At 60.4% G+C, this 15771-nt stretch carries 13 protein-coding genes; 11 read left to right on the forward strand and 2 right to left on the reverse strand.

The window, feature by feature from the left end; translation table 11 throughout:
• Positions 1 to 8 precede the first annotated feature (8 nt).
• Entirely contained in the window at positions 9 to 1214 is a 1206-nt protein-coding gene (locus EGO55_RS05220; RefSeq protein WP_021691291.1) for an epoxide hydrolase family protein, read from the reverse strand.
• Positions 1215 to 1357: 143 nt separating this feature from the next.
• On the opposite strand from EGO55_RS05220, the gene EGO55_RS05225 reads away from it, so the two are divergent.
• Positions 1358 to 2509 carry an AraC family transcriptional regulator gene (locus EGO55_RS05225; protein ID WP_021691290.1) on the forward strand — a complete coding sequence of 384 codons (1152 nt, stop codon included), beginning with the start codon at positions 1358 to 1360 and terminating at the stop codon, positions 2507 to 2509.
• Between the two features lie 175 nt (positions 2510 to 2684).
• Here EGO55_RS05225 and EGO55_RS05230 read toward each other — a convergent pair whose 3' ends face one another.
• Positions 2685 to 3581, reverse strand: coding sequence for a LysR family transcriptional regulator (locus EGO55_RS05230; protein WP_021691289.1), 897 nt, complete (start codon positions 3579 to 3581; stop codon positions 2685 to 2687).
• A 132-nt stretch (positions 3582 to 3713) separates the two neighbouring features.
• On the opposite strand from EGO55_RS05230, the gene EGO55_RS05235 reads away from it, so the two are divergent.
• From EGO55_RS05235 to EGO55_RS05280, 10 genes are all read left to right on the forward strand, one after another.
• Positions 3714 to 4883 (forward strand): acyl-CoA dehydrogenase family protein, encoded by a 1170-nt coding sequence (locus EGO55_RS05235; protein WP_021691288.1) that lies wholly within the window; start codon positions 3714 to 3716, stop codon positions 4881 to 4883.
• The gene (locus tag EGO55_RS05240; RefSeq protein WP_021691287.1) at positions 4880 to 6481 is read left to right on the forward strand and encodes a carboxyl transferase domain-containing protein; all 1602 of its coding nucleotides are present in this window, start codon (positions 4880 to 4882) and stop codon (positions 6479 to 6481) included. Before EGO55_RS05235 ends, EGO55_RS05240 begins: the two co-directional genes overlap by 4 nt.
• 35 nt (positions 6482 to 6516) lie before the next feature.
• Positions 6517 to 8361, forward strand: coding sequence for an acetyl-CoA carboxylase biotin carboxylase subunit (locus tag EGO55_RS05245; protein ID WP_040717013.1), 1845 nt, complete (start codon positions 6517 to 6519; stop codon positions 8359 to 8361).
• A gap of 1 nt (position 8362) precedes the next feature.
• Entirely contained in the window at positions 8363 to 8677 is a 315-nt protein-coding gene (locus tag EGO55_RS05250) for a hypothetical protein (RefSeq protein WP_021691285.1), read from the forward strand.
• Positions 8678 to 8867: 190 nt separating this feature from the next.
• Positions 8868 to 9872, forward strand: coding sequence for an AraC family transcriptional regulator (locus EGO55_RS05255; protein ID WP_021691284.1), 1005 nt, complete (start codon positions 8868 to 8870; stop codon positions 9870 to 9872).
• A gap of 41 nt (positions 9873 to 9913) precedes the next feature.
• The gene (locus EGO55_RS05260; RefSeq protein ID WP_161566024.1) at positions 9914 to 10405 is read left to right on the forward strand and encodes a nuclear transport factor 2 family protein; all 492 of its coding nucleotides are present in this window, start codon (positions 9914 to 9916) and stop codon (positions 10403 to 10405) included.
• A gap of 132 nt (positions 10406 to 10537) precedes the next feature.
• A complete protein-coding gene (locus EGO55_RS05265; protein ID WP_021691282.1) occupies positions 10538 to 11752 on the forward strand; it encodes an acyl-CoA dehydrogenase family protein in 1215 nt (404 codons plus the stop codon).
• Between the two features lie 100 nt (positions 11753 to 11852).
• Positions 11853 to 13478 carry a long-chain fatty acid--CoA ligase gene (locus EGO55_RS05270; protein ID WP_021691281.1) on the forward strand — a complete coding sequence of 542 codons (1626 nt, stop codon included), beginning with the start codon at positions 11853 to 11855 and terminating at the stop codon, positions 13476 to 13478.
• Between the two features lie 196 nt (positions 13479 to 13674).
• A complete protein-coding gene (locus EGO55_RS05275; RefSeq protein ID WP_021691280.1) occupies positions 13675 to 14715 on the forward strand; it encodes a 2,5-dihydroxypyridine 5,6-dioxygenase NicX family protein in 1041 nt (346 codons plus the stop codon).
• Between the two features lie 50 nt (positions 14716 to 14765).
• Positions 14766 to 15593 carry an alpha/beta fold hydrolase gene (locus tag EGO55_RS05280; RefSeq protein WP_210766651.1) on the forward strand — a complete coding sequence of 276 codons (828 nt, stop codon included), beginning with the start codon at positions 14766 to 14768 and terminating at the stop codon, positions 15591 to 15593.
• The last annotated feature ends 178 nt before the right edge of the window (positions 15594 to 15771 follow it).

The raw sequence follows: 15771 nt of genomic DNA on the forward strand, positions 1-15771 counted from the left end.
CCGGGCTTTCATACAGAGACCTTTTCTGCCGAATGCTGCTGTTCCGCCTCGCCGCGCAAAGGGCGGAAGAAGGCGCGCAGTTCATCGGTGACCAGTTCGGGCACTTCTGCCGGTGCGAAATGCCCCCCTACCTCGCTGTGGGTCCAACGTTGGATGTTGAAGAACGGCTCCATCGTGCTGCGCGGCCAATGGCACACGTCGTGCTCCAGTTTCAAAATGCCAACCGGCACCGGCACGGGCGGTTGCAGATCGTGCGCGGGTTCCCACGGGGCTTTCCACGATTCATAATAATAGCGCGCCGATGTGCCGATTGTCTGGGTGATCCAGTAGATCATGATCGATGTCAGAAGTTCGTCTTTGGAAAAGCACTGCTCGACTTCACCACCGCAATCGCTCCAGCTCCGCCGCTTTTCGACCAGCCACGCTGCAAGGCCAACCGGACTGTCGTTCAACCCGTAGCTGAGGCTTTGCGGCTTGGTGCTCTGGATCGCGGAATATCCTGATTCCTTGGCGAAAAAGTGCGTGGTCTTCTCGTGCCAACCTGCTTCATCGGCTGCATATTGTTCGACGGCGGGCAGCGGCTTGTTGAAGCAGTCGAGCGGCGCACCGCCCAGGGCGTGCATGCCGATAACAGACGCGTGATATTTGTGCGCAAGCTGCGCGGTGACGAAGCCGCCCCAGTCGCCGCCATGCACGGCATAGCGATCATAGCCCAGTTCTTCGGTCATCAGGGTGTGCCACAGATCGGCCGTGCGCACCGCGGTGATGCCCGGCACGATCAGCGGGCTGGAAAAGCCGAAGCCGGGGAGCGAGGGGATAACAACGTCAAAACTGTCAGCCGGATCGCCCCCATGGGCAGCCGGATCGGTCAGCGGACCAATCACTTTGGCAAAGTCCCAGAACGTCCACGGCCATCCGTGGCTCATGATCAGGGGCATGGGGTTTGGGCCTTTGCCCCGACAATGGACGAAATGAACAGGCACGCCATCGATCACAGTGCGAAACTGGGGCACCGCGTTCATCGCCGCTTCCTGCGCGCGCCAGTCGAACCCATCCTGCCAGTACGCAACCAGTTCCTTCAGATAGACGGCATTCGTCCCATATGCCCAGTCGTCGTTGGAAAAATCGGGCGACCAGCGCGCATCGCGCAAACGACGCTGCAGGGCGGCCAATTCAGCGTCCGGCACGGCAAGATGAAAGGGTTCAACGGACATGGGCTCTCTCCCGCAGATGGCGTTACGCGGGGAAGTATGCCTGCCCAGGATCGGCGCGCCAGACCGCAATCGCGGTCATCAGGGGGACATTTCTTGTCAAACGGGTAGTCTATGGGTAGCATGGCGGCCAAGGAAGATCGGCAATGACTGGCGCTAAATCCGCTATGCGAAAATCCTCTGTGCGGAGGCTGGCTGACACGCTTCCTGCCGATCTGTTGCGCCCGATTCTTTCCGCCCTCAAGGCGCGCGATCCTTCCGCTTTTTCCGCGCTTGATCAGCTTTGTCCCGAGAAGTTGCCAGAGTCGGTGCTGACCGGGGCTATCGCATCGGTGGAACGCCCCGTTTTTGCGGAACTGTACGGACGCAGTGCCGTGGCGCTGGCGGCTGCCATCAGCGGCGACCCGCGTGACGCGCAGGAATATGCCTCGCGCGTGGAGTTTATGCTGACAGTGCTGCGCAACAGCGCCACATTACGCGATGCCGTGGACAGCATGACCCGCTTCAATGCGCTGATGGGCGATCATGGGGTGATGATCACGGCCTGCGCGGACGAAGGTTTCGACCGGATCGTGATTGATCTCGATCCGTCGTTACCGCATGCCCCCGCATGTCTGTGGACGGCCTGTATCCTGTTCATCCTCAATATGCTGTCGTGGTTGCGCGGTGTGCGTATCAAGGTAGCCGAAATCGGGCTGACAGATCCGGCAGATACCGAACCGGACCCTTGCCTTACCTATCTCGCCATTCCCGTGCTGATGGGGCAGGCAGACTGCTATATCCGGCTCGCCACAGGAACGCTGGAAGAGCCGGTGTCCGCCCATGCGGATAGCCGCACAGACGACCTCCACCTGTTATGTCACGATCCGGGTTATTGGCATGAAGCCGGGACATCGTTTCTGATGCAGGTGGATCAGGCTTTTACCCGGATTACCGAAGGATCAGGGCGTTGCCCGGACCGGGTGGCACTTGCCCACGCGCTGGGCCTGAGTCCGTCCACACTCCACCGCCGTCTCCAGCAAAACGGGACGAGTTTCCAGCGGGTCAAAATTGCCTGGCAACACAAGACAGCACTTTTCCTGATCGGTCGGGGCGACACGATAGATACGGTGGCGCGCCATCTCGGGTTCACCGATGCGCGCAGTTTCCGCCGCGCCTTTATCGCATGGACCGGGCGCACACCTTCATGGTTTCGGGCGTCGTTCCGGACTGGCGCCCATGGTGAAAGCCGGGCTGGAACGCGGCCCGCCGTTCAAGACCGAACAGATCGCGCGCCATCCCATCGGCCATCTCGGTGATCCGCGCGACGCGGCTTCCGGCGTTCCCTATCTCGCCTCGGATGAAGCGAGCTTCTCTACCGGGACCGCGTTCAGATCGATGGCGGGTATCTCGCATGGCAACGCTATTCCTGCGCGAACATCCCGTGCGGCTGCCACACGGGTATTCGCAGGGGCGCGTCAGCCGATAGGGCAATTACACCGCATGGTCTGCGGCAATCCGATTGGCAACGCCCACCCAGTTCTCATACAGCGTGTCGATCTTGCTCCGCATTACCGGATCGGCGGCGCGGGATGGGTCGCCAAGCAGCGCAAGTGTGCGCGAAAGATTGTAACCGGCGATCGGCAGCCCGACGACGCCATCGCACTGCATGGATAAAGGCGCCGTGGTTATGCCCAGCCCGGCGGCCACCATGCGCATGCAATAATCGTCATTTTCGCTTTTCAGGGCAAAACGGGGGCGGATACCGTGCTGGGTGAAAAACCGGCTCGTGTCCGCCAGCGCTTCGCACGAACGCCGCGCAATCATCACTTCGGCGGCAAGATCCTCTGGCGCCAGCAGCGTCTGGCCCACCAGCCGATGCGTGCTGGCCACGAACATGACGTAAGGTTCCGTTAGGAGAGGCATGACATGCGCCCCCTCCTCCCCCGGTCGCTGCACCAAGAGCAGGGCATCCACACGGCCTGATGACAAGGCGGCACGCAGGACGGTATCGCCGCCCACGATCAGTTCCAGATTGAACTCTGCTGGCAGGGCCGCAACCAGCCTTTGCAGCATGGCCCCCGCGATCGAAGGGATCACTCCCAGCTTCAATGTCGGCCAGGGCCGCAACGCGGATTGGTTCAGGCCCGCCGCAGCGTCGAATTGCAGCTCAATCGCGCGGGCGATCGGCAGCAATCGCGCACCGGTTTCGGTCAGCCGCACGCGTTTGCGATCGCGCGTCAGTACCGGGCTGCCAATCAGGCGTTCCAGTTCCGCAATCCCGGCTGAGAGGGTCGGCTGCGTAACACCGATACGTGCCGCCGCCTGTGTGAAGGTGCCGGCTTCCACGACAGCGAGGAACTGACGCATATGCGCGCGCTTGAAGATCATAGAAAAAATCTATCGTAGACTCCTTCATATTTCAATTTTTCCTTTTTCAGTATCCGTCTTAGATTGGCTTTCAACGCTCCTCCAACCCGGGTCTCCTGGTCAGGGGTCTCTCAGATACGAGAAAGACACGCCATGCGCGCCACCCCCGAGTTCGATTTTGCCCTTCCCGAAAGCGCGATGATGATCCGCGCGGCGACTGCCCGCTTCGCCGACGAACAGATTGCACCGCTGGCCACGAGGATCGATGCGGAGGACTGGTTCCCGCGCGACGAACTCTGGCCGCAGATGGGCGCGCTGGGCCTGCACGGGATCACTGTGGAAGAGACCTGGGGCGGGCTTGGGCTCGGCTATCTCGATCACGTGATCGCGGTGGAAGAAGTCAGCCGGGCCAGTGGTTCGATCGGTCTTTCCTATGGTGCGCATTCCAATCTCTGCGTCAACCAGATCCGCCGCTGGGGCACGGACGAGCAGAAAGCGCGTTACCTGCCCAAGCTGATCTCGGGCCAACACCTGGGCAGCCTTGCCATGTCGGAAACGGGCGCCGGGTCGGATGTGGTCGCCATGAAGCTGCGTGCGGATAACGTCGCGGGCGGATACCGCCTCAACGGCACCAAGTTCTGGATCACCAACGCCACTTATGCCGATACGCTGGTCGTCTATGCGCGAACCGACATGAACGGCGGCAGCCGGGGGATCACGGCTTTCCTGATCGAAAAAGGTATGCCCGGCTTTTCCATCGGCCAGAAGATCGACAAGATGGGCCTACGCGGATCGCCCACCGCCGAACTGGTGTTCGACGATTGCTTCGTACCGGAAGACAATATCATGGGGCCGCTCAACGGCGGGGTCGGCGTGCTGATGAGCGGGCTGGACTACGAAAGGGTGGTGCTGGCCGGGATGCAGATCGGCATTATGCAAGCCTGCCTCGACGTGGTTATCCCCTATGTCCGCGAACGCCACCAGTTCGGCAAACCGATCGGGGCCTTCCAGTTGATGCAGGCGAAAGTGGCAGATATGTACGTGGCCCTGCAATCAGCCCGCGCCTATGTCTATGCAGTCGCCCGCGCCTGCGATAGCGGGCAAACCACCCGCTTCGACGCCGCCGGGGCCATTCTCCTGGCCTCTGAAAACGCCTTTCGCGTAGCAGGCGAAGCGGTGCAGGCGCTGGGTGGCGCGGGCTACACGAAGGATTGGCCGGTGGAGCGGTTCCTGCGTGACGCCAAGCTGCTCGACATCGGCGCGGGCACCAACGAAATCCGCCGGATGCTGATCGGGCGGGAACTGATCGGGGCTACGCCATGAGCGCGCCGGTCCTCGCCAGCAGCCTCGATCTCTCTGCCCCCGAAGCGCAAGCGCGCGCGGCACATAACCGCGCACTTGCCGCAGACCTTCGCTTGCGCGTGGCGCAGACTGCGCGCGGTGGCGATGAACGCAGCCGTGAACGGCACATGGCGCGCGACAAGCTGCTGCCGCGTGAACGGGTGGAACACCTCCTCGATCCCGGCGCATCCTTTCTCGAGATCGGCCAGCTTGCCGCAAATGGGATGTATGGTGACGAAGTTCCCGGCGCCGGGATCATTACCGGGATCGGGCGCGTTTCCGGCCGCCAGTGCATGATTTTCGCCAATGATGCGACCGTCAAGGGCGGCACCTACTTCCCGATGACCGTGAAAAAGCACTTGCGCGCGCAGGAGATCGCACAGGAAAACCGCCTGCCATGCATCTATCTCGTCGACAGCGGCGGCGCGAACCTGCCCAATCAGGCAGAAGTGTTCCCCGATCGCGATCACTTCGGCCGGTTTTTCTACAATCAGGCGCAGATGAGCGCGCAGGGCATCCTACAGATCGCCAGTGTCATGGGCAGTTGCACCGCAGGCGGCGCCTATGTCCCGGCGATGAGCGATGAAACCGTGATCGTGAAAGATCAGGGCACGATCTTTCTCGCCGGACCGCCGCTGGTGCAGGCGGCAACGGGGGAAGTCATCTCTGCCGAGGATCTGGGCGGCGGCGACCTGCATGCGCGCAAATCCGGCGTGGTCGATCACCTTGCCGATGATGACGAACATGCGCTGACGATCGTGCGCGATATCCTCTCACACCTCGGCGCCCCGTTGGATGCCGGTATTGCGCGCCGCGCGCCGCGCCCCCCGAAGTTCGCCGCAGAAGACCTGTACAGTATCATTCCCGAAGATGTCCGCGCGCCCTATGACGTGCACGAAATCATCGCCCGGCTGGTTGACGCATCCGAGTTTCACGAGTTCAAGGCGCTCTATGGCAGCACGCTGGTCTGCGGCTTTGCCCATATCCACGGGATGCCGGTGGCGATCCTGGCCAACAACGGGGTGCTGTTTTCCGAAAGCGCGCAAAAGGGTGCGCACTTCATTGAACTGGCTTGCCAGCGCGGCATACCGCTGCTGTTTCTTCAAAACATTTCCGGCTTCATGGTTGGCGGCAAGTATGAGGCGGAAGGCATCGCCAAGCATGGTGCCAAGCTGGTCACGGCCGTGGCGACCGCCACTGTGCCGAAGATCACCCTGCTGATCGGTGGCAGCTTCGGCGCAGGTAACTACGGCATGTGTGGGCGGGCCTACAACCCACGCTTTCTGTTCACCTGGCCCAATGCCCGGATCAGTGTGATGGGCGGGGAGCAAGCCGCCAGCGTGCTGGCCACAGTCCACCGCAACGCCGATACCTGGACGCCCGACGAGGCCGAGGCATTCAAGGCAGCGATCCGCCAGAAATACGAGGACGAAGGCAACCCCTACTACGCTACGGCGCGTCTGTGGGATGATGGGATCATCGACCCAATCCAGACGCGTGAGGTTCTCACTCTCGCTCTCGAAGCCTGCCTCGAGACCCCCATCCCCGAGCGCCCCGCGTTCGGTGTGTTCAGGATGTAAGCGATGGAAACAATGCCAGCATGGCCCGCAACCGCATGATCGGGTCGCTACTCATCGCCAATCGCGGCGAAATCGCCTGCCGGATCATCCGCACGGCGCGTCGGATGGGTATCCGCACGATCGCGGTCTATTCCGACGCCGATGCGCAGGCCCTGCACGTGCGGTCCGCGGACGAAGCCGTGTCTATTGGCCCTTCGCCCCCGCGTGAAAGCTATCTGGCAGGAGACAAAATCCTTGCTGCGGCAAAGCAGACCGGTGCCGAAGCGATTCATCCGGGTTATGGCTTCCTCTCGGAAAACGCCGAATTCGCGCAGGCCGTACTGGATGCGGGGCTTGTCTGGGTCGGCCCGAAGCCAAAATCGATCACGGCCACGGGCCTCAAGGACGCGGCCAAGAAACTGATGCAGGATGCCGGTGTGCCCACCACGCCCGGCTATCTGGGTGAGAACCAGGACCCCGCACATCTTGCCTCGGAAGCCGGCAAGATCGGCTACCCGGTATTGATCAAGGCGGTTGCCGGCGGTGGCGGCAAGGGCATGCGGCTGGTCGAAAAAGCGGAAGATTTCTCCGATGCGCTCGCGTCCTGCCAGCGTGAGGCGGCATCTTCTTTCGGCAATGCCCATGTGCTGATCGAAAAGTACATTGTTTCGCCCCGCCACATTGAGGTGCAGGTCTTCGGTGACAGCCACGGCAACGTCGTCCATCTGTTCGAACGCGACTGTTCATTGCAGCGCCGTCACCAGAAGGTGATCGAGGAAGCCCCCGCCCCCGGCATGGACCCAGTGACGCGTGCGGCGATCTGTGCGGCGGCCGTGCGCGCCGCCAAGGCGGTGGACTATGAAGGCGCGGGCACGATCGAATTCATTGCCGATGGATCGGAAGGCCTGCGCGCCGACCACATCTGGTTCATGGAGATGAACACGCGCCTGCAGGTTGAACACCCGGTGACGGAGGAAATCACCGGGCAGGATCTGGTGGAATGGCAACTGCGCGTCGCCAGTGGCGAACCGCTGCCCAAACAGCAGGAAGACCTCTCGATCAACGGCTGGGCGGTGGAAGCGCGCCTTTACGCGGAAGATCCGGGCAAAGGCTTCCTGCCCTCGACCGGCCGGCTCGATGTGCTGCGTTTCGGCGATGCCCCGGGTGGCCGCATCGATACCGGCGTCTATGAACAGGCGGAGGTTTCACCGTTCTACGATCCGATGATTGCAAAAGTGATCGCCCACGGCGCCACCCGCGATCAGGCGATCGCGCGTCTGGGCGATATGCTCGAAGGGACGGCGGTCTATCCGGTCAAGACCAACGCCGCGTTCCTCGTGAAGGCGCTGGCCCACCCGCAGTTCCGGGCAGGCACTGTCGAAACCGGGCTGATCGGCCGCGATGGCGAGGCCATGGCCGTACCGCCGATCCCGTCGGAGGCGGCGCTGGGCAAGGCGACGATACAACTCGTGCCGAACAGCGCCGTGCCGGGTTTCCGCCTCAACGCTGCACCGCGCCGCCGCGCGCAGTTCCTGCTCGATGGCGAAGCGATGGAAATCGCGCTGACCGGGCACGGAGTCGATCATCCGGCAGAATCCACGCTTGTCACTGAAAAAGGGCAGGTGTGGCTGCTTTCGCCATGGCGCAAGCAGGGCACGCATGGCGCGGTAATCGGTGATGGCGCCATCGTGGCGCCGATGCCCGGAAAAATCATCGCCGTGGATGTGCGCGCGGGCCAGAATGTCACCAAGGGCCAGAAGCTGCTGACGCTCGAGGCCATGAAAATGGAGTACACGCTGACCGCGCCGTTCGATGGCACAGTGACGGAATTGCAGGCTGTGACCGACGCGCAAGTACAGGTTGATGCCCTGCTGGCGAAGATCGCGGAAAAGGCGGCCTGACATGGGGGCGGAAGGCCTCACCACAAATGCAATCCGGGCCCATGCGGGCGCTCTCAAACTGGATGGCAAAATGTTTGACGCCCCCCATCTGAAGGCCCCCTGCCAATTGCTTGGAAAGGTCTGCCCCTTGGATAGGTCCAACAAACAATCGCCTGCAACGGCCAGATATGATGCCGGACCCGTTCGCTTTTCACCCAAGCTTTTGCAATCACAATATTTTAATGCAGGTTCGGAAAACTTCGACTTTGGGGATTCCGCTATTTTTCCAAATGTGTTCCGCCGCTTTTGCGAAAATTTTTCTTGCATCATCCAATGATTTACGTTCGAATTGGAGTATAGTTATCCAATGCGCAATCTTGAACCGATCTCGATCGATTTATGATTATTGGCATACTTCCTCATAGATCGAGGAGTTTGCATCACCACGTGGTGAAACCAGTATCGTATCGTTTACCATCCGAAACGGGGGGAATGGTGGGCATCAGCTTTGACAGAAAATCGCCATCATGATTGCTCGGGAATCATTCGAGCAACTGCGTTTGCCGCTTTTGAAGCCATCCTCGCTGAGTTCGGCCGCCAGGCACCTGTCCGGCGTGCACGGGGATATATACAAGTTCAGGCCTGAAGACCGTTTAAGTCAAAACCTGGTCATTCATGGTCCGCAGAATCCTGACCTTGCGATTTGCGCCGTAAAAACCAGTTCCGCCTTTGTCAGCGAAACGATCACACATCGCGGCGTCAATCTCATGATGCCGCTCGACTCCGATTTTTCTTTCCTGTCCGAACGCAAGCAGTGGGAAAAGGCCCCACCCTCCAACCTGCTGATTTCGTCACCGGGACGACCGCAATGCATCCGCTGGCCCGAAGGCGGGCGACTTTTCGCACTGCGAATATCGCAGACCGCGTTCGATCATGTGCTCAGCCGCTCGGGCGAAAGGGCGTGGCTGCCGATGCAGTTCGCACCGGTGATGGATCTTGAATCTACGGCAGGGGAAGCATTCGAACCGTTGCTGCGCGCCCTCGCGGTGGATGTGGCGGACGATGAAGCGCATTTTCAACACGGCCGCGTGGCGCGGGCCTGGGCTTCGGTTATCGCTTCCGCCCTGGTCCGGCGACATCCCAATAACGTTTATCGCCAGGACGATAACGCGGGCGAGGAAATACCGCATTTCGTCAAAGTTGCGCTCGATTATATCGAGCGTCATCTGCAAGACGAAATACTCGATCGCGCATCCGTCGTCGCAGCATCAGGCGTTCCTGCACGAACTTTACATTACTGGTTCAAGAAACTGTTTTGCATTGGTCCCATGGCCTATGCGCGGCAATTGCGGCTGCATCATATTCGTACCGAGCTGTTGGCCGGAAGCCAGCGCTGTGTCATCGCCGATGTTGCGGCGCAGTGGGGTTTTTACGATGGCAGCGCCTTCGCTGCAGCCTACCGCGAGATGTTTGGCGAACTGCCCTCCACCACTGTCAAACGGAAGGCAGGCGGGATGGAACTGTTGGACTGAATGCGCGTGCGGACGCTGCCCGTTTTCTGGCAGTCCGCTTTTTGAACATTGGGGGCGCCGGTCATAACAGCCGCTCTGAAAGCGCGCATCCGGCCTTCCCACCCATCGTAACGCCCATCGAAATAGGAGAACTGGCTGTGCCGGATTTGTCGCTGGAAGAAACGGCTGTTGCCGCAATAAACGCACTCTCGGCGCGGGACATCGATCGTTTTCAATCCTTGCTGCATAACGATATCGTCTATGTTGTCACCGGAAGGCACCCCTTTTCCCAGAAAATCTCCGGCGCCACGGCAATACTGTCGCTGTTCGCACAAGTGGGCGCGGCTTTCGAGGACAGTGGTCCGCGCTATCGGATTGACCGGGTGCTACCCTCCGCCAGCAGCGTAGTGGTCATGCTCAATGGTACCGGCACATTGAAAAACGGAAAAAAATACGACAACGATTACTGCATGATCTTCGACTTTTCAGATCGGAAGATCATTGGAATTTCAGAATATTTTGACAGTCACCATGTAATGCAGGCTATGGCCTGACGGCACGACCGACGTGATTTCAGCCTGCAAGGTTGCACTATCGCATCATGTTTTGCAGGCTGCGCCTAACCTGCGGCTGCGCACGGTGACACTATGGCTCCCGGAAGTTTTTCGGAAGAAGGGTATCGAGCCATGTCGGAAATACAGCGCCGCATTGTAATTGCGGACAGTGACCAAGCCAATATCGACAGGCTGGTACAGAGCGCGCGAGATATGGCGCCGCGCATCGCCGCGCGCGCCGCTGCCGGTGAAGCCGCACGCAGAATTTCGGATGATACGATCCGCGAGGCGGGCGAAGCCGGATTTTACAAGATCCTGACACCAAAATCGCTGGGCGGGTTCGAACTGGATTGGGAAACCGCATGCCGCGTGGTGGTGGCGCTCGGGCGGGGTGACGCGTCATCGGCGTGGCAGATCGGCTTCTTCATCATTCACAACTGGCTCTGGCTTTGCTTTCCTGAAGAAACCCGCCGGGAAATTCAGGCCGATCGGGGGTGGGCCATCGGGCCCGTGATGCTGTCTCCCGCGACTGTTCGGGGGACAAAGGTCGACGGCGGTTATCGTCTGCGTGGCCGGTCCAAATGGGCCACAGGCATCAATCACGCCCACTGGATCCTGATTGACGGAATAGCCGAAGGCGCAGGCGAGGATGGCAGCGACTGCCTGTGCGATTTCCTGGTCGAACCCGGTCAGGTCATTGTCCATGACACCTGGAATTCATCAGGTATGCGCGCCACGGGCAGTCATGATCTTGAATATCCCGACATCTTCATCCCCGAACGCCGCGTCGTTCCTTATACGCAATCCGCCAAGGGCGGCGGTGCGGGCTATGCCGATTTCGATGGGTGGCAATATCAGGTCCCGCGTTTCGCTTCGGCGACATTCGGCGCGGCGTCACCAATCGTGGCCGCGGCCTACGGCGCGATCGATGCCTATCGCGACAAATTGCTGTCCTATGTCAGCCCGATCCACGGCACGAATACGATCAACAACCCTCTCGCAGTGACACGATTGGCACGCGCTGAAACCCGGTTGCAGGCGGCGGAACAGTACCTTTACGCACTGGCCCGCCAATTGAAGGAATGGCAAACAGCAGGGCAGCTCACCTTGCTGCAACGTGTCAATATCCGGTCCGGCGCGGCGCATTGCGTCGCCGAGGCGCGCGACGTGGTGCAGGATCTCGCTTCTGCTGCGGGGTCTTCCAGCTTCATGGCGGATCACCCCCTGCAGCGCGTTCTGCGCGATGTGACGATGATGGCAAACCACTTCCTGTTCGAACCGGATACCTCGTTCGAACCGTTCGGACGGGTCATGCTGGGGCTTGAACCCAATACCATGGTGGCCTGAACGCATCTTTTCGTCTTCGGACGACCGTGTAAACAGTCTCTGGGCGCGCGTCGGGAAAGCGCGCGCGACACGCGAACAAGAAAATAATCGGAGAGGTTTTGTGCCGAGTCTCATGCAGAACTGGCCGCTTGTCGTTTCGAAACTGCTGGACCACGCCGCGCAAAATCACGGCAGCCAGGAAATCGTCACGGAGGCGCTGGAAGGTGGCACCCACCGTACGACCTGGGGTGATATCGCCCATCGCGCGCGGCAACTGGCCGAGGGTCTGCAAGCCCTCGGCATCGGACGCGGCGACCGGGTGGCGACGCTCGCATGGAACACCTATCGACACGTCGAATGTTTTTTCGGCATACCCGGCGCGGGCGCGGTGGCGCATACGATCAATCCACGGCTGTTCGCCGAACAGATCGTCTATATCGCCAACCACGCTGGCGACCGGATACTGTTTCTCGACTTGAGTTTCGTCGATCTGGTCGAACAGCTCGCGCCGCAATTCGAAACGATCACCCACTATGTGGTGCTGACCGACAGGGCCCATATGCCCACAGAACGAGACATCGCATTCCTGTGTTATGAAGAGCTTCTTCAGGCGCAGTCGGGTGATTTCGCCTGGGTCGAAGTCGACGAGAATGATCCGTCAGGCCTGTGCTATACATCCGGCACGACAGGCGATCCCAAAGGCGTGCTCTATTCGCACCGTTCGAACGTGCTGCACAGCATGGCCAGCGTTCAGATCGACGCCTTTCAACTGTCTTCCCGTTCCGTGCTCATGCCGGTTGTTCCCATGTATCATGCCAACGCGTGGGGTTTACCCTATGCCGCTGCGATGGTCGGGGCCAAGCTGGTGCTCAACGGCGACAAATTCGATGCGCCTTCGCTGCATGCGATGATTATCGATGAAGGGGTAAACATAACCGGTGCGGTGCCAACGGTCTGGACATCCATGCTGCATTACCTCGAACAGACCGAAAAAGGCCTTGGGGCGCTGGAACGCGTGATCATCGGCGGGTCCGCAGCCCCACGAGCAATGATCGAAGTGTTCGCCCGGCGGTTCGGCATCGAAGTCCTGCACGCCTGGGGGATGACCGAACTGTCCCCTGTGGGAACAGTCGGCACACTGAGCGCGGCCGCCGCCGCCCTGCCCCCCGATCAGCAACTGGACCTCAGATGCAAGCAGGGACGTGCGCTATTCGGGGTGGAAATGATCGTGTGCGACGACGACCACGAAAGTCTTCCGCGCAATGGCGCCACACCGGGGCGGCTGATGGTAAAGGGGCCGTGGATCGTCGAACGCTATTACCGGCAGGAGGAAAGCGCGCTCGACGGTCGGGGCTTTTTCGATACGGGGGACATCGCAACGATTGACCCCCTCGGTTACATGCAGATCACCGACCGTTCCAAGGATGTGATCAAATCCGGCGGCGAATGGATCAGCTCGATCCAGCTCGAAAATGCGGTGATGGGCTGCGATGGCGTGGGGGAAGCGGCCGTTGTCGGCATCCCACATCCCCAGTGGGGCGAACGCCCGCTGCTGTTCGTCGTGCGCAAGCCGCATGCACCTGTTTCGGGTGACGATATTCTGCGCTTTCTCGAGACGCGGGTTGCCAAATGGTGGTTGCCCGACACGATACTGTTCGTCGATGCCTTGCCGCACACCGCCACGGGCAAGATTCTGAAGACGGAACTGCGCGAATGGGCGCTGGCGCATACCCGCGGCGAACGGTGAGCGATACGCCGGAAACGCCTGTGCAAGGCATGAAAACGACAACGCCCGAATGCTGCAATTTCCCGGCACAGAAACAGCCGTAATCTAGAAAAATATATTAAAAAACAAATGACTGTGATGTTGCAGTAATCGCCTACCGGGCGTCGTTGGCCGCTGGCTATAGTGCTTTTCATCCTGATGTCTGGGGGAAGGCGCAATGTTGAACGATCGTATCGAAGGCAAATGGATTCGCATGTTTCGCGATGCGCTGGTCGCATCGGGCGTCGTCGAAGGAAATCTTGTCGGGATCGTATGCGAAACGCAGTCGCGGCAATTGAACGTGCATCTGGTGGAACTGGCCCTGTCGATCATCGGGGCGCGCAGCTTCAAATTTGTCGCCACTACGCCACCGATCGATACCGTGGTTCCCACACGCTCCACCGGAACATCGGCCTCGATGCAGGGACTTGGCCCGGTGATCAAGGGATTGGCGCCATGCGATCTGATCGTGGATCTGACAGTCGAAGGCATGCTCCATTCACCCGAATTGCACGATCTCCTGTCCGTTGGCCTGCGGGCGCTCTATATCCTCAACGAACACCCCGAAGCGCTTGAACGGCTCAACCTCAACGACGCGGAAATCGCCGCAACGTTGCGCGGTTATGACCTACTGAATCAGGCCCGGACGATGCACATCGTGTCGGACGCCGGCACCGATCTGATCGTCGACCTGCGCGGTGGCCAGGCGATCACGGCAACGGGTATCGTCAACGCGCAGATGCCGCTCGGCCATTGGCCGGGCGGTCTGGTTGCCACATCGCCCGCCGCAGGATGCGTCAACGGCAAAGTGGTGGTCGATGTCGGCGATCTGAACTGCACGTTCAAACGGTATCTGGAACGGCCGATGACGCTGCACATCGAGAAGGACGTGATCGTCGACGTCGAAGGCGATGGGGTCGATGCCGAACTGTTCCGGTCCTATTCTGCGGCATGGAACGATGAAAATGCTCTGACCACCTCGCACCTCGGCTGGGGGACCAATCCCAAAGCACGCTGGGAAAGCATGGTAATGTACGACAAGGCCGACACCAACGGCATCGAAGCGCGGACATTCGCAGGCAACTTCCTGCTCGGCATCGGCGCCAGTCACGTCGCGCGACGGGAAACGCTGAACCACTTCGATCTGCCAATGCGCAACGCCACTATCCACGTCGACGACCAGATGGTGGTTGATCGTGGCCGGCTTTGCATCAGCTGATCATTCTCGCGGTCGCATACCGCCTTCATGCTGCACAAGGGAAACACGCAATGCCAATGCCGTTGATCCACGTTGAACGCGTGGGCCCAGCCCCCTTCATCGCCCTCAATGTCGGGGGTACCGGCGATCTGGTCGTGCTGCTGCATGGCATCGGCGGCAACAGGCGCAATTGGCGGGACAATATCGGCCCGCTCGCACAGCATTTTCAAGTGGCGGCATGGGACGCGCGCGGGTGGGGAGACAGTGACGATTATGACGGCCCCCTGACATTTGAAGAGATGTCGCAGGATCTGCTCCGCGTCCTCGATCACCTTGGCCATCGCCGCGCCCATCTTGTCGGATTGTCGATGGGTGGACGGATAGCCATGCATTTTGCCGTCCGTCATCCCGATCGGGTACAGTCTCTGGTGCTGTGCGATACCACCCAGGGGCCAAAGGACTGGCCTCTGGAACGACGGAACGCCTTTATTCAATCGCGGCAGGCCCCCCTACTAAGCGGCAAGACACCTGCCGATATCGCAGAACAGGTCGCCGCTTCGCTGGTATCGCCCCACGCCTCGGTCGAAGCGGTTGCCCAACTCGTGGAAAGCCTCGCGATGCTGCACAAGGACAGCTATCTCAAGGCGATCGAGGCGAATGTCGCGGATGTCACTCTTGCCGATCTTTCCCTGATCACGGCCCCCACGCTGGTCATGGTCGGCGAAGATGACCATTTGACGCCGCCAGCAGAAGCGGCAGAAATCGCCCGGCTGATCGCCGGCGCACAACTGCATGTGGTCGAACGCGCCGGGCACCTGATCAATATCGAGGCCCCGGCTGCATTCAACGAGCGTGTTCTGGCATTCCTTCTGGCACAATCGGAACCGGTCCGCTCGTAACGCGCTGACCTGCGCGCGCCCCATCCCGGCAACCGAATGATCACAGTTTCGGGAAACAGCAGGGGGGCTACACAGTCATTCCCCCAAACAAGGTCATCGCACCGCCCCTGCAATCTGGTCAGGGCGCGGCGGCAATCACGTACCGATATCCGGACACCAATACGCCAAAGCCTTGTGC

The sequence above is a fragment of the Caenibius tardaugens NBRC 16725 genome (assembly GCF_003860345.1).
GTDB classification, from domain to species: domain Bacteria; phylum Pseudomonadota; class Alphaproteobacteria; order Sphingomonadales; family Sphingomonadaceae; genus Caenibius; species Caenibius tardaugens.

What these genes read in the sequence shown, in the direction of transcription:
- EGO55_RS05265 (WP_021691282.1), top strand. Translation starts at nt 10,538, where the DNA reads ATGTCGGAAATACAGCGCCGCATTGTAATTGCGGACAGTGACCAAGCC.
- EGO55_RS05245 (WP_040717013.1), top strand. Translation starts at nt 6,517, where the DNA reads ATGATCGGGTCGCTACTCATCGCCAATCGCGGCGAAATCGCCTGCCGG.
- EGO55_RS05275 (WP_021691280.1), top strand. Translation starts at nt 13,675, where the DNA reads ATGTTGAACGATCGTATCGAAGGCAAATGGATTCGCATGTTTCGCGAT.
- EGO55_RS05255 (WP_021691284.1), top strand. Translation starts at nt 8,868, where the DNA reads ATGATTGCTCGGGAATCATTCGAGCAACTGCGTTTGCCGCTTTTGAAG.
- EGO55_RS05240 (WP_021691287.1), top strand. Translation starts at nt 4,880, where the DNA reads ATGAGCGCGCCGGTCCTCGCCAGCAGCCTCGATCTCTCTGCCCCCGAA.
- EGO55_RS05225 (WP_021691290.1), top strand. Translation starts at nt 1,358, where the DNA reads ATGACTGGCGCTAAATCCGCTATGCGAAAATCCTCTGTGCGGAGGCTG.
- EGO55_RS05280 (WP_210766651.1), top strand. Translation starts at nt 14,766, where the DNA reads ATGCCAATGCCGTTGATCCACGTTGAACGCGTGGGCCCAGCCCCCTTC.
- EGO55_RS05235 (WP_021691288.1), top strand. Translation starts at nt 3,714, where the DNA reads ATGCGCGCCACCCCCGAGTTCGATTTTGCCCTTCCCGAAAGCGCGATG.
- EGO55_RS05220 (WP_021691291.1), bottom strand. Translation starts at nt 1,214, where the DNA reads ATGTCCGTTGAACCCTTTCATCTTGCCGTGCCGGACGCTGAATTGGCC.
- EGO55_RS05250 (WP_021691285.1), top strand. Translation starts at nt 8,363, where the DNA reads ATGGGGGCGGAAGGCCTCACCACAAATGCAATCCGGGCCCATGCGGGC.
- EGO55_RS05230 (WP_021691289.1), bottom strand. Translation starts at nt 3,581, where the DNA reads ATGATCTTCAAGCGCGCGCATATGCGTCAGTTCCTCGCTGTCGTGGAA.